This is a genomic window from Marinobacterium sp. xm-m-383 (genome assembly GCF_013283255.1).
Classification (GTDB): Bacteria; Pseudomonadota; Gammaproteobacteria; order Pseudomonadales; family Balneatricaceae; genus Marinobacterium_E.
In genome coordinates, this window is sequence record NZ_WBYT01000005.1 from 98,633 (window position 1) to 124,581 (window position 25,949).

Sequence of the window (25,949 nt, forward strand, 5' to 3'; positions counted from 1 at the left end):
GCACATCGCATAAGCTTGACCTATTAGGGGTTGAGTAGAGCGATGGTGCCAATGAAAGCCATAGTGTTTAGTGCTAGAAAAGATGAGAAGAGTTACCTGATCGACGCCTTTGAGGCTTCAGGTCATGAGGTGATGTTTGAAGAGGTACACCTTAATCGAAAAACTGCCGAGTTGGCGGCCGGTTTCGATGCTGTTGTCGTGTTCGTCAATGATCAGTTGGATGAGTCTTGTCTTGAGAGGCTGGCAGAGCTCAGCGTTAAAACAGTGGCGCTTCGTTGCGCGGGTTATAACAACGTCCATCTAGATGCTGCTAAACGGCTTGGTTTATCGGTTGTACGAGTGCCGGCCTATTCGCCATATGCGGTAGCCGAGCATGCTTTAACGCTTCTGATGACACTCAATCGACACGTTCACAAAGCCTACAATAGAGTGCGAGAGGGTAACTTTTTGCTGGATGGCTTGGTGGGGCGTGATATTCATCGCAAGACGGTTGGGGTAGTCGGCACCGGTAATATTGGTTCAGTCTTCTGCCAAATTATGAGGGGCTTTGACTGTCGTCTGTTAGCCTATGATCCTAATCCCTCTCAAGATCTAATCGAGCAGGGCGTTGAGTACGTAGAGCTTGATAGCTTGCTGGAACAATCAGATTTTATATCCTTGCACTGTCCGCTCACGGCTCAGACGCATCATCTGATTAGTGAGCGTGCATTGGCACTGATGAAACCTAAGGCTATGTTGATCAATACCTCTCGTGGAGGTCTGGTCGATACCAAGGCGGTTATCAATGCACTTAAACAGGGTGGGTTGTCGGGTCTAGCTATCGATGTTTATGAAGAGGAGGCGGATCTCTTCTTTGAAGATCAGTCTAATCGGGTCATTGCGGATGACGATCTGATGCGCTTGATGACCTTTCCCAATGTGATAGTGACCGGGCATCAGGCCTTTTTGACCGAAGAGGCATTAACTAACATTGCTCAGACAACGGCGAACAATCTAACCTGTCTGGAGCAAAACGCCTCTTGTGAGAACCAGCTTGTTTGAAGGTAACCCATGATAAAAACCGTTTTTCTTGATCGATCAACGCTTGGTCCGACGGTCTCAATAACGAAGCCAAGTTTTGCCCATGATTGGATTGAGTACGATCGTACAGCGCAGGCTGAAGTGGTCGAGCGTCTGCGTGGCGCCCAGATTGCGATCTCTAATAAGGTGCCTATTCGTGCCGAGGCGTTTGAGCAACTGCCTGACTTAAAGTTGATTGCCGTTGCTGCGACAGGTTATGACGTGATTGATGTGGAAGCTGCTCGTGCCCATGGGGTTAGTGTGGTGAATGTTCGTGGCTATGCGACTAATACCGTCCCTGAGCATGTGTTAGCCCTTATGTTTGCACTGCGTCGTTCCATTGTTGGTTATCGCCAAGATGTTATTGATGGTGAGTGGCAGAGAGCTCAGCAGTTCTGCTTTTTTAACCACCCGATCAAAGACCTTGCTGGTACAACCATGGGAATCGTCGGTCGGGGTGCATTGGGTAGCGCTCTGGGGCGTCTCTGCTCGGCACTTGGCATGAAGGTTCTCTATTCTGGACGTAAAGGTGAACAGAACCCGCCTGAGGGTTATACCCCCTTCGATCAATTTCTAGCTCAAAGTGATGTGATCTCACTTCACTGCCCGCTGACCCCGGAAACGCGCGGATTGATTGGTGCGGATGAGTTTGCGCAGATGTCTCGACAACCTATTCTGATCAATGCTGGTCGGGGTGGTTTGGTGGATGAACAGGCGTTAGTTGAAGCGATAAACAGTCAGCAGATTGCAGCAGCGGGCTTCGACTGCTTAACCTCTGAGCCGATCAACGACGACCACCCGTTTCACGCTATCCTCACCAGGCCAAATGTCATAGTGACACCTCATGTTGCCTGGGCAAGTGAAGAGGCGATGCAGACTTTATGGGATCAGTTGATCGGTCATATCGATAATTTTCACAAAGGTGAGCCAAGCAATTTGGTGAACTGATTCTCCTCTCTGGAAGATGTTCTCATGGCGGATGTCAGGCTGAAGGCCTGACACCGTCACTCCGTAGTTATTTTCTTGCACCGGCGACTGGCTTTAGCCTGTCACCCGCTCTCTTATTACGCGCGATATTTCTACTACCGCCCCGCTTTTACACCCCTAATAGATGAATTTATATCCACTTTTTTGAAGTTGCATTGCAGCTTGTGTGGGGCTATAGTGGCGTGGAGTGGTAAAAAGTGGGTTAAAGTGGGTCATAGTGGAGAAATGGTGGGGGAGCCGGCTCTTCGCGTGAGTGGCGATTTAAGTCGCAACTCAAGAGATTCACAGATAGGAGTGGTAACGAATGTTCCGTGGGGTCAACAAAATCAATTTGGATGCGAAGGGGCGCATGGCATTGCCTGCGCGCTATCGCGACCAAATTGCAGACTGCTGCGAGAACCAGTTAGTAGTTACCATCGATACAGAAACTCGCTGTCTACTTCTCTATCCGTTACCGGAGTGGGAAACCATTGAGAAGAAGATTGAGTCTCTACCAAGCTTTAACCCCGCGGCCCGCCGCATCCAGCGTCTGTTGATAGGTCATGCTACTGATCTTGAGCTGGATGCGAACGGCCGTTTTCTATTACCACAACCCCTTCGTGAATATGCGCAGATGGACAAGAAGTTGGTGCTTCTTGGTCAGGGCCGCAAATTTGAGATCTGGAGCGAAGACCAGTGGTTAGACGCTCGAGATCAATACCTGGCTGAGACCGATGAGTCGAGCGCTCTGCCAGATGATCTTCAAACGCTTTCGCTTTAGGGGGTGACTCAATGAGTGACTCTTTCAAGCACATCACAGTCCTTCTAAACGAAGCGGTCGACGCGCTGGTGCAAGATCCAGCTGGAATTTATGTCGATTGCACCTTTGGTCGTGGCGGCCACAGTGCGTTGGTGTTAGAGAGATTGAATGAAGAGGGTCGTTTAATTGCTATCGATAAAGACCCTGAGGCGATCGCTTTTGCTCATCAACGTTTTGCGGATGAGCCGCGTTTCTCAATTGAGCATGGCTCGTTCTCACGACTTCAATCCTTTATCGAAGCGCGTGGTTTAACGGGCAAGATTTCTGGCGTTTTGATGGATCTGGGTGTTAGCTCACCGCAGCTGGACGATCCCAAGCGTGGCTTCAGCTTCCAGAATGATGGTCCATTAGATATGCGGATGGATACAACGTCTGGCGAGAGTGCCGCGGACTGGATCAATCGTGCCTCTGAAAAAGAGATCGCCGATGTTCTATTTACCTATGGCGAAGAGAAGTTTGGTCGTCGCATGGCGGCGGCGGTTGTTCGTGAGCGAGAGATAGAGCCTATAACCACAACGGCTCGTTTGTCCTCGATCATTGCAGAAGCTAACCCTAAATGGGAGAAAGGCAAGAACCCAGCGACTCGTGCCTTTCAGGGGATTCGAATTCATATCAATAAAGAGCTTGAAGATGTTGAGCAGGTTCTTGATCAATCCCTAGAGGTGCTTGCTGTTGGTGGGCGTCTTGCAGTCATCAGTTTCCACTCGTTAGAAGATCGAATTGTTAAGCGCTTTATTCGTACTTATGTGAAAGGGGATGAGCATCTTCCTGCAGGTATACCGGTTACGCAGGATATGTTGAATCAACGGCTGAAGGCGATTGGTAAGGCGGTCAAAGCGGGCAAGGATGAGGTGTCTGATAACCCACGCTCCCGAAGTGCGGTGATGAGAATAGCGGAGAAACTCAAATGATCCCATTCTCTATACCCTTCAAGGATAGGCTGGCCATAAAGCAGAAGCCAAAGCAACAAACTAAAGAGCTGCCCATGTTAGAACTTGGTCAGCTTTTTGCACCTCTGGTCTCTGGCTTTTTATTGATTGCTTTCATCTTTATCTCAGCCTTGGCGGTGATCTACACCGCTTACGACTACCGTCGTCTGTTCAATCAGCATCAGGTCCTGGTGCGTCAAAGTGACGAGCTACGCATTGAGTGGGGGCAGCTGTTGCTAGAGCAGTCGGCTTGGGGCGCAAACAACCGAGTTGAAGTGTTGGCAGAGCAGCGCTTAGGCATGAAGATGCCTAAAGCTAATGAGATTAGGCTGGCGATCGATGAGTAACGAAGAGGTGGTACAGACTCAAGCGGCAAAAGGCTGGCGGCTGTGGTTGGTCTTCATTGCGCTCGTGCTAATCTCTGGTGTGATTGTCGCTAAGATGGTGTCGCTCTATACAGCGGAGCAGGCGTTTCTGCAGAAGCAGGGTGATGCTCGATCGCTTCGCACTCGCTTAACGCCTGCGCATCGCGGCTTGATTACCGATCGCCATGGTGACCCCTTGGCGGTCAGTGCACCGGTGGCGACCATTTGGGCTGACCCTAAAGAGACTGATCTACAAAATTCAAACTTGCCTCAGTTGGCTCGTCTGTTGAGTCTTAACCCGCAATCACTACTCAACTCTCTAAAAGAGAATCCATCACGCCGCTTCATGTACCTTAAACGACAGGTGACGCCTGAATTGGCAGAGCATGTGAATGATCTCAATATTCGAGGCATCCATGTCGATCAAACCTTCCGTCGCTTCTACCCGACCGGCGAAGTGTCAACTCACTTAGTTGGGTTCACTAATGTGGACGGAAAAGGGCAAGAGGGCTTTGAGTTGGCCTTTGATGAGATGCTGCATGGCGAACCTGGCCGAGCGCTGGTTCTGCAGGATCGCAAGGGACGCACCATCAAGCACCTAAAATCTCTGCAGGAGGCAGATCCTGGTGAAGATTTAGCGCTTAGTATCGATCTGCGTTTACAGTATTTAGCCTACCGTGAGCTCAAAGACGCGGTTCAGACGCATAAGGCCGATTCGGCATCGGCAGTTATTCTCGATGCTCGTACTGGTGAGGTATTGGCCCTAGTTAATCAGCCCTCTTACAACCCGAACGATCGCCGAAATTTAAACCCTAACGGGCTGCGTAATCGTGCAGTTACCGATATTTTTGAACCGGGCTCAACGATGAAGCCGATCACAGTTGCCGCCGCCTTAATGAGTGGCGATTACCAGTTTGAAGATGTGATCGATACCTCCCCAGGTTATATCCGAGTTCGAGGTTCATCCATTCGTGACCACCGTAATTACGGTGAATTGGATATGACAGGCATCATCACCAAATCGAGTAACGTCGGTGTCGTTAAGCTGGCGCTATCGATGGAGAGTGACGCGGTTCGTAACCTGATGTTTAACATGGGACTGGGTCAGCCCACCAATACCGGTTTTCCAGGCGAGCGCTCAGGTGTGCTGCCTTTCCTAAGTGAACGTCAAGAGGTAGAACGTGCGACCTTGTCCTACGGATATGGTCTATCGGTGACGCCGCTGCAGTTAGCTCAATCGTACATTCCCTTCGCGAATCGGGGCGTCAAACTGCCTGTATCACTTTACAAGTTGGACGAAAAGCCCAAGGGTGAGCGCGTGATGCCAGCCGAGGTGGCTACCCAGGTGCTTGGCATGATGGAAACGGTTGTTACGCCAATTGGTACGGCTAAACAGGCCGCAGTGACCGGCTACCGTGTTGGGGGTAAGACGGGTACAGCTCACAAAGCCGTTGCTGGCGGTTACGCAGAAGATGCCTATGTCTCAGTATTTGCCGGCATCGCACCGATCAGTGATCCTCGAATTGTCATGGTGGTGATGGTCGATAATCCTAAAGGCCAAGAGTATTACGGCGGTGCGGTTGCTGCGCCCGTCTTTTCACGAGTGATGGGCGGTGTGCTGCGCTTAATGAATATCCCACCCGATAACTGGGAAGAGGCAAGTATGCAGGTGGCCTCAAAATGACCCAGTTATCAATGCAGTGGAATCTTAATGAACTCCTAATGCCATTTGGCCTAAGGAGCTCTGAGGTTTCTGTTACGCGACTATCGCAAGACAGTCGTGAAGATCAGACCGGCTCTCTGTTTGTGGCGCGTTCGGGTGCCAACTACAGTGCATGCGATTTCGCTGAGCAGGCCGTTAACAAGGGCGCTAAAGCGGTTATATTGCAGGGTACGGCAGCTGAGGCATCTGAGTTAGCTGAAAAACTGAATGTCGAGGTGATCGCTTGGCAGCCTGAGATCTGCTCTTTGGCTCAGTTGGCTGATCGCTTTTACCGATCACCCTCTCGTTCGATGACGCTGGTCGGTATTACCGGTACCAACGGTAAAACTTCCTGTGCTCACTTCCTCGTTCAACTGCTCTCACAATTGGGCCGTCGAGCCGCTATGTTGGGCACAATTGGTATTGGCTTTTTAGACGATCTTAAGGTCTCTAGTCATACCACGCTGGATCCGATTGCCTTGCAAAGAACTCTGGCTGAGTTGCTTGAAGCGGGCGCTGACAGCGTAGTGATGGAGGTGTCGAGCCACGCCATTGATCAGGGGCGAATCGATCAGCTAGCCTTTGATTTAGTGGCCTACACCAACCTGTCACGTGACCACCTGGACTACCACGGTTCGATGGAAGCTTATGCCGCCGCCAAAGCGAAGTTGTTTGACGCCTATGGGGCACCGCTGCAATTGATTAATGCCGATGATGAGTACGCGGTAACTTTGTTAAATAGGCCAACCGACGCAAGGCGCTTAAGCTTCTCTACGACATCGAAATCAGCGGATGTCGCTTCGTACGACCCTAAGTTTAGTGCCAAAGGACTCTCATTTACGCTAGAGATGATGGATCAAACCATCAGGGTAGACGCACCACTGATGGGTAGCTTTAACCTCTCCAATCTGACTCTGGTGATTGGTGCAGCGGCGATGCTGGGTTATGACCTAAGTGATGTAGAGCGATCTGTCTCTAAAGTTCAGCCGGTGCCGGGTCGTATGGAAGTAGTCTCTAACGCAACCGAGCCTTGTGTCATCGTTGATTATGCCCACACGCCGGATGCGTTAGAGAAAGCGCTAACCGCCTGTCGAGAGCATTTGGCCGGTGGCGAATTGCTGACTCTGTTTGGCTGCGGCGGTGACCGTGATCGTGGAAAACGCCCAATGATGGCAGCCATTGCCGAGCAGTTGGCGGATCGGATTTGGGTGACCAGTGACAACCCTCGCACCGAAAACCCTCAAGCGATTATTGATGAAGTGATGCAAGGTTTTGCTGGCGTTAAGCCTGTCTTTGAAGTGATCGGTCGTGCCGATGCGATTGATCAGATTATTGCTCAGGCATCGGTTAACGACATCGTTTTGATCGCCGGTAAAGGTCACGAAGATTATCAAGAGATCAATGGCGAACGCCTGCCCTTCTCAGATCAAAAACAGGCTCTGTCAGCATTGAGAGGAGGTGTCACACTATGATGCGCGATTACTCTCTGATAGAGCTTGCGGCCGTATTAAACGCTGAACTTAAAGGTTCAGATACAAAGATTGAACGTGTGATTACTGACAGTCGCAAAGCCTGTTCGGGTGATCTCTTCGTCGCTCTAAAAGGAGAGCGATTTGATGCTCATGCGTTCGTTGAACAGGTTAGTCAGCAAGGTGCATCGGCCGCTGTTGTCGATCATCCACTCGAGCTGCCTATTGCTCAGCTAGTCGTAGCCGATCCCCGAATAGCATTGGGACAACTGGGTGCACTGAATCGTCAGCAATTTTCTGGTCAGTTGGTTGCTGTGACAGGAAGTGCCGGTAAAACCAGTGTTAAAGAGATGCTCGCATTGATGTTCTCCTCGCTGGCGCCCACTTTGGCTACTCAGGGCAATTTGAATAATGACATTGGTGCACCACTGACCCTGCTTGAGCTCTCACCCGAGCATCAGTTTGCAGTGATTGAATTGGGTGCTAGCGCAGTCGGTGAGATCGATTACACCGCTGCACTGACTCAGCCAAATATCGCCATTCTTAACAATGCAATGGAAGCCCATGTAGAGGGGTTCGGTAGCCTTGAGAATATCGTGCAGGCTAAGTCAGAGATCTATAACGGCCTCGTTGAGAGCGGAGTCGGAATCGTTAATTTAGATGATCCGCATGCCCAGGTTTGGACAGATAAGCTGGATCGTTTGAATAAGCGCTGGATCGGTTTTGGTTTGAATGAATCGGCAGAGTTATCCGCAACGAATCTGAGAGTGAATGACCAGGGTTGCTTTGGATTTACTCTGACATATCAAGGCAATCAATACGCTGTTCAGCTCTCTGTTATGGGGCGTCACATGGTCTTCAATGCGCTTGCAGCCCTTGCTGCTTGGGTCGCTTCGGGTCAGCCCATTGCCAGCGCAATCAAACCGCTGCAAAACTACACAGGGTTCAAGGGGCGCCTGCAGGTTCATTCACTCAAGCCCTCTCTTGCATTGATTGATGACTCCTACAACGCTAGCCCTTCCGCCGTTAAAGCCGCCATCGATACTCTGATGACTCTGGATGGCGAGCACCTGCTTGTCCTCGGAGATATGGCCGAGTTGGGTGCTGACGCGGAGGCGCTTCATTCAGAGATCGGTCGTTATGCCAAGCAGCAGGGGGTTGATCGTCTGATGGCAACGGGTCCTCTGATGGCCAATGCGGTGTCAGCTTTCGGCGAAGGGGCGAGTCATTTCGCTTCGCGTGATGAATTGATTACTGAGTTAACACATAACCTGCCTAAAGAGGGTGCTCTGCTGGTTAAAGGTTCACGAAGTGCAGCGATGGATCGTGTCGTCGATGCACTAATAGAGATGGAAAAATAGTATGTTGGTCTACTTAGCAGATTACCTTTCTCAGTTTTATAGCGGCTTCAATGTCTTCAAGTACATTACGCTGCGCGGCATTATGGGTGTGTTAACGGCCCTCGCCATGGCGCTTTGGATGGGACCTCACCTGATTAGAAAGCTTCAGATAAAACAGATAGGACAGGCTGTTCGCAACGATGGGCCAGAGTCACACCTAAGCAAAGCTGGCACACCGACTATGGGCGGTGCGCTGATTATTCTAGCGATTATCACCAGTACCTTACTCTGGTCAGACTTAACGAACCCCTATGTTTGGGTGACGCTGTTTGTACTGGTGGTGTTTGGTGCTGTTGGCTGGGTGGATGACTGGCGCAAAGTCATTGAAAAAGACTCACGAGGTCTGCCTGCAAAGTGGAAATACCTGTGGCAATCTGTGGGCGGTGCCGCGGCCGCTGTGGCGCTCTTTTGGTTGGCCGAAACACCCGCTGAAACCGATCTCTTGATTCCGTTCTTCAAAGATACCGCGCTGTCACTGGGTCTGCTTTTTATACCCTTCGCCTATTTTGTCATTGTCGGAAGTTCCAACGCAGTCAACCTAACCGATGGTTTGGACGGCTTAGCCATTCTTCCGACGGTTATGGTGGCCGGTGCACTGGCGGTTTTTGCCTACCTGACGGGTCACGTTAAGTTTGCAGAGTACCTCAATATCCCTTACATCCCTGGCGCCGGTGAGTTGATCATTCTGCTCGGCGCCATTATTGGTGCCGGTTTAGGATTCCTCTGGTTTAACACCTACCCAGCGATGGTCTTTATGGGCGATGTAGGTGCACTCGCGCTAGGCGCTGTATTGGGTGTGGTCGCGGTTATTGTTCGCCAAGAGCTGGTACTTCTCATTATGGGCGGAATTTTTGTGCTGGAAACGGTCTCAGTCATTCTGCAAGTGGCGTCGTTCAAATTGACGGGGCGTCGCATCTTTAGAATGGCTCCAATCCATCACCACTTTGAGTTGAAGGGATGGCCTGAGCCACGAGTCATCGTCCGTTTCTGGATCATCAGTTTTGTACTGGTGTTGATCGGCTTAGCCTCATTAAAAATACGATAGGAAATAACGTGTCACTGATTACCAGCGATAAGCGCAGAATCATTATTGGCCTAGGTCAAACTGGCCAGAGCATCGCACGCTTCTTTGCAAGTCGTGGTCTGCCGTTTGCCGCTTGTGATACACGTGAGACAGCTGCTGCAATTGATGCATTCCGTCATCAGTACCCTGAAGTTGAGCTACAAACCGGTCCGCTCAATGGTGAATGGCTGAGTCAGGCAGATGAGCTAGTGATCAGTCCAGGTGTCGCTAAAGATCAGCCTGCGATTCAGGCAGCCATAGCATCGGGAGCTAAATTGATCGGTGATATTGATCTGTTTGCTCGCGAGGTAACGGCTCCGATCATTGCGATTACCGGTTCCAATGGTAAAAGTACCGTTACGACGCTAGTTTGGCAGATGGCCGTCGATGCTGGATGCCGTGCAGAGATTGGCGGTAACATTGGTATTCCGGTTCTGGATCTATTAGCCAAGCCGGCTGCCGATCTCTATGTTTTAGAGCTCTCCAGTTTTCAACTTGAAACCACACATGATCTCAAAGCATCAGCAGCGACCGTATTGAACATGTCGGCAGATCATATGGATCGTTATGACGGTATGCAGGGGTATCATGCAGCGAAACACCGCATCTATCGCCACTGTCAGCAGGCGATTTTTAATCGTGAAGATGCTCTTTCAAGACCTCTAGTACCGAACAGCACTAAACAGACCTCCTTTGGTTTGGGAGCGCCCGACCTTAATCAGTACGGCCGATTGATGGTTGAGGGTAAGCCTTGGTTAGCAAAAGGTGCTGAGGCCCTTATGCCAGTTGCCGATATGAAGATGCGTGGCGAACACAATGAGTTGAACGCATTGGCGGCTCTGGCTCTGTGCGAATCTCAGGGACTGAAACTATCGTCCCTTTTAAAGACCCTGTCTCAATTCCCGGGACTCGAACACCGCTGTCAGTGGATTGCAGAGCGAGAGGGTGTCAGCTGGTTCAACGACTCTAAAGGGACTAATCTTGGCGCTACACTGGCTGCCGTTGTGGGTCTTGGAGAGACGCAAGAACGCACACACTCATTAATCTTGATCGCGGGTGGACAAGCTAAAGGTCAGGATTTTTCGGGCCTAAAACTACCTAGCCAACGCTACTTAAAATCACTCATTCTGATCGGGGAAGATCGCCAACAGATGGCCGATGAGATCGGTTTTGAAGCAACCTGTTTTGCCGATTCATTGATGGACGCAGTGCGTTTGGCTGAGTCTCAAGCAGAGTCGGGTGATGCGGTTCTGTTATCCCCAGCTTGTGCAAGTTTCGATATGTTCACAGGGTTTGAAGATCGTGGTCATCAGTTTGTGGCGGCCGTGAGAGAGGTGTTGTCATGCGATTAACACTTCCCCATTTTAGTAAGCTTTGGAATTTTAAATTGCCTGCGGAGCTGCGTGTTCCTCAGGGCACTTTACCTTTCGATCCACTGTTGATGATGAGTATGCTAGCACTGATTCTGACAGGCCTTGTCATGATCTCTTCAGCCTCTATGGATGTTGCAGCGGCTAAATTTGGTGGGCCATTCTTCTTCATTTTTAGGCACGGCCTATTTGTTGTGGCAGCGCTGTTAGTGGTTGCACTGCTGGTGAGAATTCCCATTACTGTTTGGGAGCGTTTCTCAGTCTGGCTGCTCTTCTTGGGACTGTTGTTGCTGTTGATTGTTTTAGTGCCTGGCATCGGCCGCGAGGTCAATGGTAGTCAGCGTTGGATAGGACTGGGTAGCTTCAATCTACAGGCCTCAGAGGTCGCTAAGGTCTGTATGGTGATGTTTATTGCGGGCTATCTGGTGCGCCGTCTACACGAGGTTAGATCGACTTGGAAGGGGGTTGTGAAACCTGCTATTCCACTGGCGTTCTATGTTTTTGCACTCTACCTAGAGCCGGATTACGGTGCCATCGTTGTTACAACTGCAACGGTTATGGGCATGATCTTCCTGGGTGGAATGCGACTGTTACAGTTAGTTACTGTTGTTGGCGTTGTCGGAGTGTTGGTCGGTGCGATGGCGTTGACTCAAACTTACCGTTTGAAACGTCTGCAGTCTTTCTCGGATCCTTGGGCGGATCCATACGGTGCTGGCTATCAGCTCTCTCAAGCGCAGATCGCTTTTGGTCGCGGAGAGTGGTTTGGAACCGGTCTTGGTAACAGCGTACAAAAACTCTTCTACCTACCCGAAGCCCATACAGACTTTGTCTACTCAGTTCTCGCGGAAGAGCTCGGTCTGATCGGTGCCATGGCGGTTGTTGTTTTGTATGTGGTTTTAATCGCTCGAATCTTCTTGATCGGTCGCCAGGCTGAGAAGCAGCAACGCTTTTTTATGAGCTACATCTCCTACGGTTTCGGGTTCATTCTTGCGGGTCAGGCGATGATCAATATCGGTGTGAACGTGGGCGCATTGCCAACCAAAGGTCTGACGTTGCCGCTGATGAGTTACGGTGGTTCATCGCTGATTATCTGTGCGGCGATGATCGCCATCGTGCAGCGCGTGGATTATGAGCTGAAACGTGAGCGTCTGGGGATGAAGCCCGTCGAGAGCCGTTGGAGTCGATTCTGGTCACGCTGGACACAGGAGGCCTCTCATGAGTCAGTCTAAACGCCTACTCATTATGGCCGGCGGTACCGGCGGGCATGTCTACCCAGCACTTGCCGTGGCTGATCTGTTGCGTGCTGAGGGTCACCAGGTGGAGTGGTTAGGTTCTGTTCGTGGCATTGAAAATCGAGTGGTCCCTGAAGCGGGCATTAGGTTGCATGCCATTAATGTCTCAGGCCTAAGAGGGAAAGGCAAACTGAGCCTTATTGCTGCGCCTTTCAAATTAATTAAGGCGCTATGGCAAGCCTATAAGGTAGTAAAACAGGTTCAGCCAGATGCCGTTCTGGGTATGGGTGGTTTTGCGTCGGGGCCTGGAGCCCTGGCCGCTTGGCTACTCAATAAGCCTCTAGTGATTCATGAGCAAAATGCGGTCGCTGGATTGACCAATACACAGTCTCGTCGATTTGCTAAACGTGTACTCCAAGCCTTTCCCAACGCCTTTAAATCGGGCGCACAAGGTGAAGTGGTCGGCAATCCTATTCGTGGCCCTATCTTGGATGTTGCAGCACCTTCTGAACGGTTTGCAGGGCGAAGCGGGGCCATTAATTGCCTAGTAGTGGGGGGCAGTCTTGGGGCATTAGCGATCAACGACTTGGTACCTCAAGCTGTGGCTAGGTTGTCATCTGAAGAGCGTCCCAATCTGTGGCATCAATCTGGACCGACGCACATTGAACGTTGCCAACAGGCTTATGCAGATGCCGGTGTTGAAGCTGAGGTCGTGCCCTACATTGAATCCATGGATGAGGCTTATGCCTGGGCCGATCTGGTGATCTGCCGAGCGGGGGCATTAACCGTCTCTGAAATTGCGATAGCCGGTGTGCCTGCTCTGTTTATTCCCTTCCCTCATGCGGTTGATGACCATCAAACAGCAAACGCTCAGTATTTGGTTGACGCAAAGGGTGCAGACCTAATTGCACAAAAGAATTTAACAGCCGAGGGACTCTCTCTATGGCTGAAACAACATCAATCTCGAACCGATCTGTTGGCCATGGCTAACGCTTCGCGTTCTCAGGCGAAACCAGACGCAACCCGTCAGGTCGCTGATATCTGTTTGGAGGTGGCCCTATGAGCCCAAAAGCCGGACATCGTAAAGAGTATGAAGTGCCAGAGATGCGCCGTATTAACCGAATCCACTTTGTGGGCATCGGAGGTGTGGGTATGTGTGGCATCGCCGAAGTGTTATTGAACCAGGGTTATGCTATCTCCGGTTCTGATATCCGTGAGTCGGCAGTGACCAATCGACTTCAGTCACTCGGCGCGACCATTTTTATTGGCCATGCGGCTGAGAATGTCGAGGGGATAGATGTCCTAGTCACCTCAACAGCGGTCGATCAAACCAACCCAGAAGTTGCTCGCGCCAAAGAGCAGTTAATACCGGTGGTTCGTCGTGCTGAAATGTTGGCCGAGTTGATGCGCTACCGCCATGGGATTGCAGTGGCAGGCACACACGGTAAAACAACGACGACCAGCTTAGTTGCTTCTATTCTCGCAGAAGCCAATCAGTCCCCCACCTTCGTGATTGGCGGTCGTCTAACCAGTGCAGGCACTAATGCTCAGCTTGGACGCAGTCGCTACTTAGTCGCTGAAGCGGATGAGTCTGATGCCTCATTCCTGCACCTGCAGCCGATGGTGGCGATTGTGACCAACATCGATGCTGATCATATGGATACCTACGATGGCGACTTCGGCAAGTTGAAGCAGACCTTTATCCGTTTTCTGCAGAATCTTCCATTTTACGGACTGGCCGTTATGTGTATCGATGATCCCGTCGTGCGCGAATTGATGCCAGAGGTTGGGCGACCCATGCTTAGTTATGGCTTCTCCGAGGATGCCGACTTCCAAGCTTATGACCTAGAGCAGAATGGACTGCAGAGCCGTTTTAAGGTGAGACGTCCAGGTGGACTAAGTGATCTTTCGGTCTGTCTAAATATGCCAGGACGCCACAACGTGTTGAACGCACTCGCGGCGATTGCGGTGGTAACGGATGAAGAGATCGACGATGCCGCGATCTGTCGAGCATTGGAGAAGTTCGAAGGCGTCGGACGTCGTTTCCAGGTGTTGGGTGAGCTGCCACTAGAGAGTGGTAGCGTGACACTGGTTGATGATTACGGTCACCACCCACGTGAGGTGCAGGCGGTTATCAGTGCGGTCGAAGAGGGCTGGCCGGGTCGTCGCTTAGTGATGGTCTATCAGCCTCACCGCTACACACGTACGCGTGATCTCTATGAAGATTTTGTTCAGGTGTTGCAACGTCCCGATCAGCTACTGCTGCTTGAGGTCTATGCAGCCGGTGAGGAGGCGATTCCAGGCGCGGACACACGTTCCCTCTGCCGTTCTCTGCGTCAACGTGGCAAAGAGCCCATTTTTGTTGAATCAAATGAGCACATAGCCGAGATGTTGAAAGAGGTTCTGCAACCGGGTGATCTGCTTCTGACTCAGGGTGCAGGGAACATCACAACGCTGGCTCACCAGCTACGTGAACACTGGGGTGAGGTCTAAGTCTGATGGCTGAATCGATTACTAAATACTCCAAACAAGAGCTGCAAAGCCTAGGTCGTGTCGCCGTTATCATGGGTGGCAATGCGTCAGAACGTCAGGTATCTCTGAACAGTGGTAATGCGGTATTAGCGGCGCTGCAGAGTGCCGGTGTCGATGCGTTCGCACTGGATTTAACCGGTAATGGACAGAACCCATTAACTCAATTAGTCGAAACCGAATTTGATCGCGCGTTTCTGATTGTCCACGGGCCTGGTGGAGAAGATGGCCAGCTACAAGGCGCTCTTGAACTGATTAATAAGCCTTACACCGGCAGCGGCGTCGCAGCCTCTGCGGTGGGAATGGATAAGATGCGCACCAAGCAGCTCTGGTTAGGTGCCGGTCTACCCACTCCAGCCTATGCGTCGCTTTGCCCAAGCAGTGACTTTGATCAGATCGTTGAGGATCTCGGACTGCCTCTGATGGTGAAACCCGCTAATGAGGGGTCGAGTATTGGCATGAGTCGTGTCAGCAGCGCTCAAGAGTTACGTGATGCTTATGCTGTGGCGGCTCAGTTTGATAGCCGAGTGATCGCCGAACAGTGGGTCAATGGCCCTGAGTTCACCGTCGCAATTCTAAATGGCCGTGCACTGCCCATTATTCGCCTTGTGACACCCCATGAGTTTTACGACTTCGATGCTAAGTACCAAGCGAATGACACTCAATACCTGTTTGATACCGGCCTGGACAACGAGCAGATCGAAGAGATGCAAGGTCTGGTTGAGCAGGCTTTCCATGTAGTCGGTTGTAGTGGTTGGGGGCGCGTGGATTTGATGATGGATCAAGCGGGTCAGTTTCAGTTGTTAGAGGTAAATACCACACCGGGTATGACCGATCACAGTCTGGTGCCTATGGCGGCAAAACAGGCCGGAATTAGTTTTAGTGAACTCTGTGTCGAAATTGTGATGGAGGCTCGATAGTCGTGGCCTTCAGCCTACCTTGGAAAAAAACGATCCCCACTCAAGTGGCTGAGATCGTTGAGACTCAACAGTCAGCTGCGCAAGAGGCGGAGATCCTCTTTGAGCGAGCTGATCGTTTGGTTGAGTCCGAGGTGGCAAATGAGTCGGATTGGATCTGGAAGCCGGTGTTGGTACTGACCATCTGCGGGATTTTGCTGTCACTGATATTCACAGCGGTTCGCGAGTATACCCAGTGGTTGAATCGTCCTGTAGAGACCGTTGTTGTCGATGGAGCAACCCGTCACATCGATAAAACTGTCATCGCGAATCAGGTAGCAGCGGGTATCAATGGACGCATTTTGGAGCTCGACCTTGGCGCCATTCAAGAGCGACTTGTTGAGGAGCCATGGATCAATGAAGTTGAGGTGCGCCGAGCTTGGCCACCGGCTTTACAAGTGAAGTTGATTGAAGAGGTTCCTGTTGCACGTTGGGGAAATCGAGGCTTATTGAATCACCAGGGTGACATCTTCTGGCCAGAGAGGGTCGATGCTTATCAAGCCCTGCCCGAGTTGTCAGGACCGTCCCACGAGACGGTTCGAATTATGCAGCAGTTTAGGGATCTAAACTCACTGTTTATTCGATCGGGTATTACCTTGGCTGGACTGGAGTTGGAGTCTCGAGGTGCTTGGACACTGCATCTCAATAATGGAATCAAAGTGGTCGCAGGTCGAGATGACCTGATGCCCAGACTAAGGCGCTTCATACAGGTCTATGAAACGCAGCTGGTTAAGCAGCAAGAGTCAATTGAAGAGGTTGATATCCGTTACACCAATGGTGTGGCGGTTAAATGGAAAAAGGGTTCAGGAACCAAGCGTTCCTAAAACAGGTTTTCACGACTCAATCAGCAGAATTTGAGCGAGGGTATTTAAATGCTTCATCTCTATTGGGGAATAGAGTTGAAAGGGGGAGAGAAGATGTTTCAGTTAATTGATCAGGCTGCAGAAGGCGCAAAGATCAAAGTGGTCGGCATCGGGGGTGGCGGCGGTAACGCGGTTGCTCATATGCGTACACAAGCCATGGATGGGGTTCAGTTTATCTGTGTGAATACTGATGCCCAGGCGTTGAGTGATATTACTTTGAGTGAGGCGCTGCACATTGGTCGCGAAACGACCAATGGTCTTGGCGCGGGTGCTAATCCAGAGGTTGGGCGTGCCGCGGCTCAAGAGAGTCGAGCTGCGATTGCTGAACAGTTGGCGGGTGCCGATATGGTGTTCATTACGGCCGGCATGGGCGGTGGTACAGGTACCGGGGCAGCGCCAGTGGTTGCCGAGGTTGCACGTGAATTGGGTGCGCTGACGGTTGCGGTCGTGACTAAGCCGTTTAAGTTTGAAGGCAAGAGCAGAATGCGCATTGCGGATCAGGGTATCTCTGAGCTTAAAGAGGCGGTTGACTCGTTGATTATAATTCCCAACGAGAAGTTGATGAGCGCGCTTGGTAGTAAGGTGACGTTGATCAAAGCCTTTGCGGAAGCCAATAATGTTCTTAAAGGGGCGGTCGAGGGCATCTCTGATCTGATCACTCGTCCTGGTATGATCAATGTCGACTTTGCCGATGTACGTACTGTGATGACAGAGATGGGCATGTCGATGATGGGCACTGGCCGAGCATTAGGTGATGAGCGTGCTCGAATTGCGACAGAGCAGGCGGTTCAAAGTCCTCTTTTAGAAGGGGTTGATCTTAAAGGGGCTAAGGGTGTCTTGGTCAATGTAGCGGCAGGCAAAGATCTAAGCCTGGGTGAGTTTTCGGAAGTGGGTGATCTGGTTGCAGAGTACGCCGCTGAAGATGCCACTATCGTGGTCGGCACGGTAGTCGATGAAACTCTGGGAGACGAGATTAAGGTTACGGTTGTAGCAACAGGGTTAAGTTCTACTCAGCAGAGCGTTATACCGGAACCTGTGTTGGTTGTTGAAAACAGAGAGCCTAAAGCGAAATTGGACATCAATACGTTCGAGCTTCCGGAGATTCTGAAGCGAACTAATCTTGAAGCTCTGCTGGATAAGCCGGAGCCTGAAGATCCCTACGCGGATCTCGATTACTTAGATGTTCCGACCTATCTTCGTCGCTGAACGGAACCTGAATATTTTTTGAGTAAACGCTAGGAAGCGGGGTGGCTTTCCTTTATGATGTGCTGTTAATACGTCATAACTGGATTGGTTGCCCCCGCGGATGATTAAACAGCGCACACTCAAAAACAGCATTAAAGCGACAGGTATCGGCCTGCATTCAGGTCAAAAAGTCTACCTGACCTTGCGCCCAGCCCCTGTTAATACGGGTATTATCTTCCGTCGTGTGGATCTTGATCCCGTGGTTGAAATCCCTGCTGTTGCGCACAATGTCTCTGACACCACGCTGTCTACCAACATCTCTATGGGCGGCGCTCGTGTCGCGACGATTGAGCACCTTCTATCTGCTCTGGCGGGACTTGGTATCGATAATGCCTACATCGAGTTGAGTGCTGAAGAAGTCCCTATTATGGATGGCAGTGCCGCTCCTTTTGTTTTCTTGGTTCAGTCTGCCGGTATTGAAGAGCAGAACGCGCCTAAACAGTTCATCCGTATCCTTAAAGAGGTTCAGGTTGAACACGAAGGTAAGATTGCTAAATTCCTTCCGTTCAATGGATTTAAAGTCGGCTTTCAGATTGAGTTCGATCACCCAGTATTTGAAAACCGTACTCAGCATGCTGCCCTCGATTTTTCGAGCACCTCCTTTGTTAAAGAGGTGGCACGTGCGCGTACTTTTGGTTTTATGCGTGATATCGAATACCTACGTTCTCAAAACTTGGCGTTGGGTGGCAGCTTTGATAACGCAATCGTTGTTGATGACTACCGTATCCTCAATGAAGATGGCCTTCGTTACGAAGATGAGTTCGTTAAGCACAAGATTCTTGATGCAGTCGGTGATCTCTACCTACTCGGTAAGAGCTTGATCGGTGAGTTCTACGGCGATAAATCAGGTCACTTCCTGAATAACCGTCTGCTTCGTACGCTTCTAGAAGATGAATCTGCATGGGAAGTGGTGACCTTCGATACTGACGATCACAAAGCCCCCATTTCATATCAGCGTCCAGCAGCTGCTGTCTGATTGAACAAAACATGTTATAAAACAGGGCCGACTTAGATCGGCCCTATTTTTTTGCAAAATAGCTAAGGGTTTACTCAGTAAAAGGTTGTTTTTAGGCTGAGTGCCCCCATAAAAACCTAATTAATAATGACTCACTAGTTGACCCAATCATGCTTACCTCTTTCCTCTCTAAAATTTTCGGCAGTAAAAACGATCGTGAACTTAAACGTATGGGCCGCATCGTTAAACAAATTAACGAACTAGAACCCGAGTTTGAATCACTCAGTGACGAGGGGATCAAAGAGAAAACGGCTCAATTTAGAGAGCGACTCGAACAGGGAGAGTCTCTAGATAAGCTCCTACCTGAAGCCTTTGCCAACTGTCGAGAAGCGTCAAAACGCGTGATGGGTATGCGCCACTTCGACGTTCAGTTGATCGGTGGTATGACACTGCATGATGGCAAAGTGGCTGAGATGCGCACCGGTGAAGGTAAAACTCTGGTCGCTACGCTTGCGGTCTATCTAAACGCAATCTCTGCCAAAGGTGTTCACGTCGTAACCGTCAACGACTATCTTGCAAGTCGTGATGCAGAGTGGATGCGTCCACTCTACGAAGCACTGGGTCTATCAGTGGGTGTCGTTGTGTCAGGTCAGGATGGTGAGACCAAACGCGCTGCCTATGCCTGTGATATCACCTACGGTACCAATAACGAATTTGGTTTTGACTACCTGCGCGACAACATGGCGTTCAATCTGACCGATAAGGTTCAGCGTGATTTCAACTTTGCCGTGGTCGATGAGGTGGACTCGATTCTGATCGATGAAGCACGTACCCCGTTGATCATCTCAGGTCCTGCTGAAGACAGTTCAGAAACCTACAAAGCGATCAACACACTGATTCCACATCTGACTCAATTTGAAGGTGAGATTGATGTCAAAGATGAGACGCAGGTGATCAATGAAGATTTCCACGTCGATGAGAAGAACCGTACCGTTGAGTTGACCGAAGCGGGTCATGAAAAAGTTGAAGGCATGTTGATCGAAGCGGGTCTTCTTGCGGAAGGCGATAGTCTCTATGCTCCGCAGAACCTAACCCTGCTGCACCATGTCCTAGCGGCACTTCGCGCACACCACCTGTTTGTTAAAGATCGTGACTACATCGTTCAGGGTGGTCAGGTTGTCATCGTCGATGAGCATACCGGTCGTATCATGGCGGGCCGTCGTTGGTCAGAAGGTCTTCACCAAGCTGTTGAAGCGAAAGAGGGTGTTGAGATCCAGATGGAGAGCCAAACCCTAGCGTCGACCACCTTCCAGAACTACTTCCGTCTCTACAACAAGCTATCGGGTATGACCGGTACAGCGGATACGGAAGCGTTCGAGCTACGTCAAATTTATGGTCTGGACGTAGTGGTAATACCTACTAACCGTCCGATTCAACGTATCGATTACAACGATCTGGTCTACTTGTCGATCGAGGATAAGTTCGAAGCGATCGTTAAAGAGGTTAAGCACTGCCAAGAGCAGCAACGCCCAATTCTAGTGGGTACTGCGTCAGTCAGCTCTTCTGAACTTCTTTCGCAGATGCTTGATAAAGCAGGCATCAAACATAACGTACTGAACGCCAAGCAACACGACCGAGAAGCGGGTGTCATCGCTGAAGCGGGTCGTCCAGGTGCAGTCACCATTGCAACCAATATGGCCGGTCGTGGTACCGATATCATGCTTGGCGGTAAGCTTGAAGTTGAACTTGTAGCCCTAGGTGAAAATGCTACAGAAGAGCAGATCGAAGCCGCTAAAGCGGATTGGTCTAAGCGTCATGAAGCGGTGCTTGAAGCGGGTGGTCTGCACATCATCGGTACTGAGCGTCACGAGTCTCGTCGTATCGATAACCAGTTGCGTGGTCGTGCTGGCCGCCAAGGTGATCCAGGTTCGTCACGTTTCTTCCTGTCACTTGAAGATGACTTGATGCGTATCTTCGCTTCCGATCGTGTTCGTAACATGATGAAAGCGCTAGGTATGGAAAAAGGCGAAGCGATTGAGCATAAGATGGTCTCCAATGCCATTGAGAAAGCTCAGCGTAAAGTGGAAGGCCGAAACTTCGATATTCGTAAGCAGTTGCTTGAGTATGATGATGTTGCTAATGACCAGCGTACCGTCATCTACGATCAGCGTAATGAGTTGATGTCGAGCGATGACATCTCTGAAACCATCGATGCAATCCGTGAAGAGGTGGTTAACGACACCATCAGCACCTTTATTCCACCTGAGTCACTCTCTGAACAGTGGGATATCCCGGGTCTGGAAGAGGAGATCAAAACACGCTTTGCCGTTGAGATGCCGATTCAGCAGTGGCTAGATGAGGACGATAACCTCTACGAAGAGACACTGCGCACACGCATTCTTGATCAGATCGTTGAAGTGTATCGCCAGAAAGAGGCGTTGGTCGGAACCGAATCCTTCCGTAATTTCGAGAAGCAAGTGATGCTTCAAGTGCTGGACCAGCTTTGGAAAGAGCACCTGCAGACGATGGATCTACTTCGTCGTGGCATTCACTTACGTGGTTATGCTCAGAAAAACCCGAAACAGGAGTACAAACGTGAGTCGTTTGAACTGTTCCAGGGGCTTCTAGAGAACATCAAAGCCGACGTTGTTCGTATCATCAGCCACGTTCAAGTGCGTGCTCCTGAAGATGTTGAAGAGATGGAGCGTCAGCGTCGTGAAGCGGCTGAGAAACAGGCTATGGACTTCAAACACGATGCTGCGACGGGAATGCAGGGTGAAGAGACTGATAGCGGTATTGAAGGCGAAGAACAACCAGCAACCTTCAAACGTGATGATCGTAAAGTAGGGCGTAACGAACCTTGTCCTTGTGGATCAGGCAAGAAATACAAAGCCTGTCACGGTAAGATCTCTTAAGCAAAATCGATCATTAAAGGCTGCTCATTGAGCGGCCTTTTTTGTGCGCGTTACTTTCGATCGGTTATTTTCTAGCCGTTATTTTGAAGGGTTAAGCAGAGAGAGTCGACAATCTCTCAATCTGTCTGCGACGCAACTCAGATCCTAGCTCGGCACCCGAGAATCCATCAGCCATCACCTGTTTTGGCTGAACAGCTGCGACTGACTCAACGGCTGTCGCTAAGTCAGCAGAGTTGAATCGGTTATCCTGCTGCAGTGCGTCGTGAATATGGATCAGAGGCTCAGCGGCGGTGGGTTGCTTGATCAATTTAAGATCGTTGATTAACTGAAGTTTTTGTTCGGCATCAGCTGTTGGGAAATTCGACAGAGTCGCTGAGTGTCTAGAGAAGGCAATCGCTAGCGATTTGAAACGGTTGGGGGCTTTGAGTTTGAGCGCTAAGGCGTCAACCTCCTCGGTGCTCAGATTCGCAAGGTGGCACAACAGAGCAAATCGCTCCTCAGCCGCTTCAAGTAGTGGACTATCGACGCTATGCAAATCCTGCAACGCAATCCTGTCCAGTGGTGCCAGCAGGTAGTTGGCATGACTCTTTGCTAAGGTAGTTAAGAACTGACTGGGTGTCTTAGTATTTAGCGCTCGCTCAAACTCCTGCCAAACCCGCTCTGTGGTCAGATGGTCCAGCTCACCCGAGGCGCTCATACCCTGCATTAATGCTAGGGTCTCAGGTGCGACTTTGAAACCAAGGTGGGCAAAACGCGCATGGAAACGGGCCACACGAAGTACGCGGAGGGGATCCTCTAAAAAGGCGTCAGAGACGTGCCTGAGTAGGCGAGCATTTAGATCTTTTTGGCCGTTGAATGGGTCGGTAATGACGCCAGTATCACTCTTGGCCATCGCATTAATCGTCAGGTCTCTCCTGAGTAGATCCTCATCCAGGGTGACGCTTGGATCAGTATGGAAGGTGAACCCTTTGTAGCCGCGGCCACTTTTGCGTTCGGTTCTGGCTAAGGCATACTCTTCGTGCGTTTCAGGATGGAGGAAGACGGGAAAGTCACTGCCAACCGGCCTATAACCCGCTTCAAGCATCGCTTCTGGTGTGGCACCGACGACGACCCAATCTCGGTCTTTAACCTCAAGACCGAGTAGTTCGTCACGCACAGCACCACCCACCAGATAGATCTGCATGGTTAACCTTTTTCGCAGTGCTCAGGGAAGGCCAATACCCAGCGTTCAAAACCGCCATCAATGCTGTAGACCTCTTCAAAGCCACGCTCACAAAGGAAAGCGGCTGCAGATTGGCTGCTCATACCGTGGTAACAGCAGACAAGAATGGGCGAATCGAATTCGTGGCTATCGATGAACTCTTGTAGGTTGTCATTGGTTAGATTAACAGCGCCTTTGATGTGATTGTTGGCAAAGCTCTGTCCATCACGAATGTCGGCTACAACGGCGCCTTTCTCAATGAGTTCTAGGGCATCTTTTGCAACGACGTGTTTAAATTGATTCATTTAGTATCCTTAGTCATTCTTAACGATTTAACTCTTGGCTTGAGATCGAGAAGATCGATCCATCCTCTAGTCTCAAAGCCGTTAACTCTCCGCCCCAAACACATCCGGTGTCGAGAGCGTAATGATTGGGTGCCACTCGCAGCCCTAATGCCGCCCAGTGACCGGTAATCTGTTTGTGAGAACTGACCTGTGTCGGTAGTTCAAACCAGGGGAGGAAACCCTCAGGCTGTTCGTCTAATCCACCGTTTGCGTCAAAGTCCAATTTACCAGAGGGTTTAATATAGCGCATGCGGGTGAAGTAGTTAGTGATCGTTCGCAATCGATCGAAGCCAATGATCTCATCTTTCCATTTGGCGGGTTTATTGCCATACATCTGTTCGAAATAGTGGACGGACAGGGTGCTGTTTAAGCAATCAGTCACCTCTTTCGCCAGTTGCTCAGCTTGTTCTAAGGACCAGATGTGGGGAATGCCTGCATGGGTCATCACATAGCCTAAGGCGTCGCAGCGTTGAATCAGTGGTTGTTGTATAAGCCAACTCAGTAACTCATTGCGATCTTGCGCCTGCATGATCGGTTTTAATGTTTTTCCTACCTTTCGATCGACACCTGAGGCAAGTGCTAACAGGTGCAGGTCATGATTGCCAAGAACAATGCGCGCGCGAGGTCCAAGTGATTTTATAAATCGCAAAACCTCTAAGGAGTCAGGACCTCGATTAACCAGATCGCCAGCAATCCATAGCTGGTCATCTTCACTGAATTGGAGTGAATCAAGTAGGGCGATCATTGTTCGATAGCACCCTTGAATATCTCCGATGGCATAGGTCGACATTGCGTTGTTAAAACCGCTTAGTTAGGCTGAAAGGCCATAGCATATAGGAATTCTTCAGTGGACCCAAAAGGATGATTGATCACTCGTTTAGCGCAGTCTGCAATACGAGCACTAAACTGCTAATCCTAGGCTCACTGCCTGGTAAAAAATCGATCGCTGAGCAGCAGTACTATGCCCACCCTAGAAATGCGCTTTGGCCTATTCTGTGTGACTGGCTGCAGATGCCAAATTCAATGAGTTACGAACAGAAGTTGGCCGCAGCCTTGGAAGGTGGGATTGGGTTTTGGGACGTCGTTGCTGAAGCCGAACGGCCGGGATCACTGGATTCAGATATCAAGTCATCGACTGTTCACTACAATCCAATTGATCAACTCATCGAGAGCTTGCCCAAGTTGAAGTGCATTGTTTTAAATGGCGGGGCAGCGATGAGGCTATTCAAACGAGCTGGGTTTGATCAGTTTGCTAAAGCAAAGGGGATAGACTTTTTTCAGCTGCCGTCGACCAGTCCGGCGCATGCATCGATGACCTTAGATGAAAAAAGAGTTGCGTGGCACTCTGTGCTGATCGACACTCTGAAAGAGTAACGTACATCCATTCGATATTATTGGAGGTGTTTGTATGGCATTAGCTACATTTGCTGCAGGTTGTTTTTGGGGTGTTGAACTGCGATTTTCCGATTTGACGGGTGTGACCGGCACTCAAGTGGGTTACATGGGCGGTGCTCTCGATCAGCCGAGCTACCAGGATGTCTGTACTGGCCAGACGGGTCATGCCGAGGTGGTGCAGATCGAATTTGATGAACACCTTATCGCGTATGAAGCCCTTTTAGACTCTTTTTGGCAATGGCATGATCCCACCACGCTGAATCGACAGGGACCTGATGTTGGCACGCAATATCGTTCAGCGATCTTTTATCAAGATGATACGCAACGCATCTTAGCGGAGCAGTCAAAAGCGGTTCTTGGAACCAGTGGCGTGTTTGCGAACCCTATCGTGACTGAGATTGTGCCGGCTCAAACCTTCTGGCCTGCAGAAGAGTACCATCAACAATATCTTAAAAAACGAGGCGCCTCTGCATGTGGAATTTAGCCACATCCAACCAATCCGCTCTTAAGTTGATTATTGGTAACCACAACTACTCAAGCTGGTCACTGCGTGCTTGGTTTTTTATGAAGCGATCAGGCCTCTATTTTGATCTGGAACGTTTAGCCCTGTTTGAGTCGGACTTCCATGAAAAACTCTCCCAATACAGTGATGCAGGGCGTGTGCCGGTGCTGATCGATTCTGAGCTTCAGGTTTGGGATTCCCTAGCAATCTGTGAATACCTCAGTGAAGCGCATCTAGCAGGATTAGGTTGGCCAGAATCCCTGCAAGATCGTGCTAAAACGAGATCCATAGTCTCTGAGGTCCACTCTGGTTTTGCCAATCTAAGGCATGCGCTACCGATGAACTGCCGTGCACAGCGATCGATCAGTGTGTCTGAGACGGTGCGATCAGAGATTGAGCGTATTGATCAGATCTGGAGTGATCCTTGGTTCATTAATGCTCGCGAGAAGGGAGTCGACTTAGGTATACTAGATGCATTCTTTGCACCGATTGCTTCTCGTTTTCATACCTATCAGATCGAACTGACAGAGCCTGCCTCACAATACCGAGATTGGCTGCTGCAGACCCCAGAGTTGATGGAGTGGTATCAACTAGCCTCAGAAGAGACTGAGGTGATTGAAGACGAAGAGGTAGGTACACCTCTTTAACTCGATTGATGCCACGCGCGTC

General features: G+C 50.4%; 24 protein-coding genes. 21 read left to right on the forward strand and 3 right to left on the reverse strand.

Annotated features, from left to right (window positions below; all coding sequences use genetic code 11):
* Nucleotides 1-63 precede the first annotated feature (63 nt).
* The 18 genes from XMM383_RS09410 to secA all read left to right on the forward strand — a co-directional run bounded on the left by XMM383_RS09410 (nt 64) and on the right by secA (nt 21,838).
* Nucleotides 64-1,041: a 2-hydroxyacid dehydrogenase gene (locus XMM383_RS09410; protein ID WP_371744233.1), complete on the forward strand. Its 978-nt coding sequence runs from the start codon at nt 64-66 to the stop codon at nt 1,039-1,041.
* A 9-nt stretch (nt 1,042-1,050) separates the two neighbouring features.
* Nucleotides 1,051-2,007 carry a D-2-hydroxyacid dehydrogenase gene (locus tag XMM383_RS09415; protein ID WP_173494852.1) on the forward strand — a complete coding sequence of 319 codons (957 nt, stop codon included), beginning with the start codon at nt 1,051-1,053 and terminating at the stop codon, nt 2,005-2,007.
* Between the two features lie 343 nt (nt 2,008-2,350).
* Nucleotides 2,351-2,806, forward strand: coding sequence for a division/cell wall cluster transcriptional repressor MraZ (gene mraZ / locus XMM383_RS09420; RefSeq protein WP_173494853.1), 456 nt, complete (start codon nt 2,351-2,353; stop codon nt 2,804-2,806).
* Between the two features lie 11 nt (nt 2,807-2,817).
* Nucleotides 2,818-3,756: a 16S rRNA (cytosine(1402)-N(4))-methyltransferase RsmH gene (gene rsmH / locus XMM383_RS09425; protein ID WP_173481282.1), complete on the forward strand. Its 939-nt coding sequence runs from the start codon at nt 2,818-2,820 to the stop codon at nt 3,754-3,756.
* Nucleotides 3,757-3,830: 74 nt separating this feature from the next.
* Complete coding sequence (ftsL, locus tag XMM383_RS09430; protein WP_173481281.1) at nt 3,831-4,121, forward strand: cell division protein FtsL; 291 nt, start codon at nt 3,831-3,833, stop codon at nt 4,119-4,121.
* Complete coding sequence (locus tag XMM383_RS09435) at nt 4,114-5,823, forward strand: penicillin-binding protein 2 (protein WP_173494854.1); 1,710 nt, start codon at nt 4,114-4,116, stop codon at nt 5,821-5,823. The genes ftsL and XMM383_RS09435 overlap by 8 nt, the downstream gene beginning before the upstream one ends.
* Nucleotides 5,820-7,313, forward strand: a complete 1,494-nt coding sequence (locus tag XMM383_RS09440) for a UDP-N-acetylmuramoyl-L-alanyl-D-glutamate--2,6-diaminopimelate ligase (protein WP_254443123.1) — start codon at nt 5,820-5,822, stop codon at nt 7,311-7,313. The genes XMM383_RS09435 and XMM383_RS09440 overlap by 4 nt, the downstream gene beginning before the upstream one ends.
* Entirely contained in the window at nt 7,310-8,671 is a 1,362-nt protein-coding gene (gene murF / locus XMM383_RS09445) for a UDP-N-acetylmuramoyl-tripeptide--D-alanyl-D-alanine ligase (RefSeq protein WP_173481279.1), read from the forward strand. The genes XMM383_RS09440 and murF overlap by 4 nt, the downstream gene beginning before the upstream one ends.
* A gap of 1 nt (nt 8,672) precedes the next feature.
* On the forward strand, nt 8,673-9,755 hold the full coding sequence (gene mraY / locus XMM383_RS09450; protein ID WP_173481278.1) for a phospho-N-acetylmuramoyl-pentapeptide-transferase: 1,083 nt from the start codon (nt 8,673-8,675) through the stop codon (nt 9,753-9,755).
* An 8-nt stretch (nt 9,756-9,763) separates the two neighbouring features.
* Complete coding sequence (gene murD / locus XMM383_RS09455; protein WP_173481277.1) at nt 9,764-11,125, forward strand: UDP-N-acetylmuramoyl-L-alanine--D-glutamate ligase; 1,362 nt, start codon at nt 9,764-9,766, stop codon at nt 11,123-11,125.
* Nucleotides 11,116-12,372 carry a putative lipid II flippase FtsW gene (ftsW, locus tag XMM383_RS09460; RefSeq protein ID WP_173494855.1) on the forward strand — a complete coding sequence of 419 codons (1,257 nt, stop codon included), beginning with the start codon at nt 11,116-11,118 and terminating at the stop codon, nt 12,370-12,372. Before murD ends, ftsW begins: the two co-directional genes overlap by 10 nt.
* Nucleotides 12,359-13,438, forward strand: coding sequence for an undecaprenyldiphospho-muramoylpentapeptide beta-N-acetylglucosaminyltransferase (murG, locus tag XMM383_RS09465; protein ID WP_173484338.1), 1,080 nt, complete (start codon nt 12,359-12,361; stop codon nt 13,436-13,438). The genes ftsW and murG overlap by 14 nt, the downstream gene beginning before the upstream one ends.
* The gene (gene murC / locus XMM383_RS09470; RefSeq protein WP_173494856.1) at nt 13,435-14,868 is read left to right on the forward strand and encodes a UDP-N-acetylmuramate--L-alanine ligase; all 1,434 of its coding nucleotides are present in this window, start codon (nt 13,435-13,437) and stop codon (nt 14,866-14,868) included. The genes murG and murC overlap by 4 nt, the downstream gene beginning before the upstream one ends.
* Nucleotides 14,869-14,873: 5 nt before the next feature.
* The gene (locus tag XMM383_RS09475; protein ID WP_173484340.1) at nt 14,874-15,824 is read left to right on the forward strand and encodes a D-alanine--D-alanine ligase; all 951 of its coding nucleotides are present in this window, start codon (nt 14,874-14,876) and stop codon (nt 15,822-15,824) included.
* A gap of 2 nt (nt 15,825-15,826) precedes the next feature.
* Complete coding sequence (locus XMM383_RS09480; RefSeq protein ID WP_371731526.1) at nt 15,827-16,684, forward strand: cell division protein FtsQ/DivIB; 858 nt, start codon at nt 15,827-15,829, stop codon at nt 16,682-16,684.
* 93 nt (nt 16,685-16,777) lie between these two features.
* Nucleotides 16,778-17,929, forward strand: a complete 1,152-nt coding sequence (gene ftsZ, locus XMM383_RS09485) for a cell division protein FtsZ (RefSeq protein ID WP_173483061.1) — start codon at nt 16,778-16,780, stop codon at nt 17,927-17,929.
* A 100-nt stretch (nt 17,930-18,029) separates the two neighbouring features.
* Complete coding sequence (gene lpxC, locus XMM383_RS09490; protein WP_173494857.1) at nt 18,030-18,944, forward strand: UDP-3-O-acyl-N-acetylglucosamine deacetylase; 915 nt, start codon at nt 18,030-18,032, stop codon at nt 18,942-18,944.
* A gap of 149 nt (nt 18,945-19,093) precedes the next feature.
* Nucleotides 19,094-21,838: a preprotein translocase subunit SecA gene (secA, locus tag XMM383_RS09495; RefSeq protein ID WP_173494858.1), complete on the forward strand. Its 2,745-nt coding sequence runs from the start codon at nt 19,094-19,096 to the stop codon at nt 21,836-21,838.
* A gap of 91 nt (nt 21,839-21,929) precedes the next feature.
* On the opposite strand, the gene XMM383_RS09500 is transcribed toward secA, so the two are convergent.
* From XMM383_RS09500 to XMM383_RS09510, 3 genes are read right to left on the reverse strand one after another with little or no spacing between them, the layout of a single operon-like run.
* Nucleotides 21,930-23,021, reverse strand: a complete 1,092-nt coding sequence (locus tag XMM383_RS09500) for a hypothetical protein (protein WP_173494859.1) — start codon at nt 23,019-23,021, stop codon at nt 21,930-21,932.
* A gap of 2 nt (nt 23,022-23,023) precedes the next feature.
* On the reverse strand, nt 23,024-23,344 hold the full coding sequence (gene glpE, locus XMM383_RS09505; protein WP_173481268.1) for a thiosulfate sulfurtransferase GlpE: 321 nt from the start codon (nt 23,342-23,344) through the stop codon (nt 23,024-23,026).
* Nucleotides 23,345-23,363: 19 nt separating this feature from the next.
* Complete coding sequence (locus XMM383_RS09510) at nt 23,364-24,173, reverse strand: symmetrical bis(5'-nucleosyl)-tetraphosphatase (protein ID WP_173494860.1); 810 nt, start codon at nt 24,171-24,173, stop codon at nt 23,364-23,366.
* 71 nt (nt 24,174-24,244) lie between these two features.
* Between XMM383_RS09510 and XMM383_RS09515 the strand changes: the two genes are divergently transcribed.
* Genes XMM383_RS09515 through XMM383_RS09525 form a run of 3 tightly spaced genes read left to right on the forward strand, consistent with a single transcriptional unit; the run spans nt 24,245 to nt 25,927 of the window.
* On the forward strand, nt 24,245-24,757 hold the full coding sequence (locus XMM383_RS09515; RefSeq protein WP_173483060.1) for a DNA-deoxyinosine glycosylase: 513 nt from the start codon (nt 24,245-24,247) through the stop codon (nt 24,755-24,757).
* Nucleotides 24,758-24,791: 34 nt separating this feature from the next.
* Nucleotides 24,792-25,262, forward strand: a complete 471-nt coding sequence (gene msrA / locus XMM383_RS09520; protein WP_173481265.1) for a peptide-methionine (S)-S-oxide reductase MsrA — start codon at nt 24,792-24,794, stop codon at nt 25,260-25,262.
* The gene (locus tag XMM383_RS09525) at nt 25,250-25,927 is read left to right on the forward strand and encodes a glutathione S-transferase (RefSeq protein ID WP_173481264.1); all 678 of its coding nucleotides are present in this window, start codon (nt 25,250-25,252) and stop codon (nt 25,925-25,927) included. The genes msrA and XMM383_RS09525 overlap by 13 nt, the downstream gene beginning before the upstream one ends.
* Nucleotides 25,928-25,949: the final 22 nt, after the last annotated feature.

What these genes read in the sequence shown, in the direction of transcription:
- XMM383_RS09500 (WP_173494859.1), bottom strand. Translation starts at nt 23,021, where the DNA reads ATGCAGATCTATCTGGTGGGTGGTGCTGTGCGTGACGAACTACTCGGT.
- XMM383_RS09440 (WP_254443123.1), top strand. Translation starts at nt 5,820, where the DNA reads ATGACCCAGTTATCAATGCAGTGGAATCTTAATGAACTCCTAATGCCA.
- ftsZ (WP_173483061.1), top strand. Translation starts at nt 16,778, where the DNA reads ATGTTTCAGTTAATTGATCAGGCTGCAGAAGGCGCAAAGATCAAAGTG.
- mraY (WP_173481278.1), top strand. Translation starts at nt 8,673, where the DNA reads ATGTTGGTCTACTTAGCAGATTACCTTTCTCAGTTTTATAGCGGCTTC.
- mraZ (WP_173494853.1), top strand. Translation starts at nt 2,351, where the DNA reads ATGTTCCGTGGGGTCAACAAAATCAATTTGGATGCGAAGGGGCGCATG.
- XMM383_RS09475 (WP_173484340.1), top strand. Translation starts at nt 14,874, where the DNA reads ATGGCTGAATCGATTACTAAATACTCCAAACAAGAGCTGCAAAGCCTA.
- lpxC (WP_173494857.1), top strand. Translation starts at nt 18,030, where the DNA reads ATGATTAAACAGCGCACACTCAAAAACAGCATTAAAGCGACAGGTATC.
- murF (WP_173481279.1), top strand. Translation starts at nt 7,310, where the DNA reads ATGATGCGCGATTACTCTCTGATAGAGCTTGCGGCCGTATTAAACGCT.
- rsmH (WP_173481282.1), top strand. Translation starts at nt 2,818, where the DNA reads ATGAGTGACTCTTTCAAGCACATCACAGTCCTTCTAAACGAAGCGGTC.
- ftsW (WP_173494855.1), top strand. Translation starts at nt 11,116, where the DNA reads ATGCGATTAACACTTCCCCATTTTAGTAAGCTTTGGAATTTTAAATTG.
- XMM383_RS09515 (WP_173483060.1), top strand. Translation starts at nt 24,245, where the DNA reads ATGATTGATCACTCGTTTAGCGCAGTCTGCAATACGAGCACTAAACTG.
- XMM383_RS09435 (WP_173494854.1), top strand. Translation starts at nt 4,114, where the DNA reads ATGAGTAACGAAGAGGTGGTACAGACTCAAGCGGCAAAAGGCTGGCGG.
- XMM383_RS09415 (WP_173494852.1), top strand. Translation starts at nt 1,051, where the DNA reads ATGATAAAAACCGTTTTTCTTGATCGATCAACGCTTGGTCCGACGGTC.
- XMM383_RS09510 (WP_173494860.1), bottom strand. Translation starts at nt 24,173, where the DNA reads ATGTCGACCTATGCCATCGGAGATATTCAAGGGTGCTATCGAACAATG.
- murC (WP_173494856.1), top strand. Translation starts at nt 13,435, where the DNA reads ATGAGCCCAAAAGCCGGACATCGTAAAGAGTATGAAGTGCCAGAGATG.
- glpE (WP_173481268.1), bottom strand. Translation starts at nt 23,344, where the DNA reads ATGAATCAATTTAAACACGTCGTTGCAAAAGATGCCCTAGAACTCATT.
- ftsL (WP_173481281.1), top strand. Translation starts at nt 3,831, where the DNA reads ATGTTAGAACTTGGTCAGCTTTTTGCACCTCTGGTCTCTGGCTTTTTA.
- XMM383_RS09525 (WP_173481264.1), top strand. Translation starts at nt 25,250, where the DNA reads ATGTGGAATTTAGCCACATCCAACCAATCCGCTCTTAAGTTGATTATT.
- murG (WP_173484338.1), top strand. Translation starts at nt 12,359, where the DNA reads ATGAGTCAGTCTAAACGCCTACTCATTATGGCCGGCGGTACCGGCGGG.
- secA (WP_173494858.1), top strand. Translation starts at nt 19,094, where the DNA reads ATGCTTACCTCTTTCCTCTCTAAAATTTTCGGCAGTAAAAACGATCGT.
- msrA (WP_173481265.1), top strand. Translation starts at nt 24,792, where the DNA reads ATGGCATTAGCTACATTTGCTGCAGGTTGTTTTTGGGGTGTTGAACTG.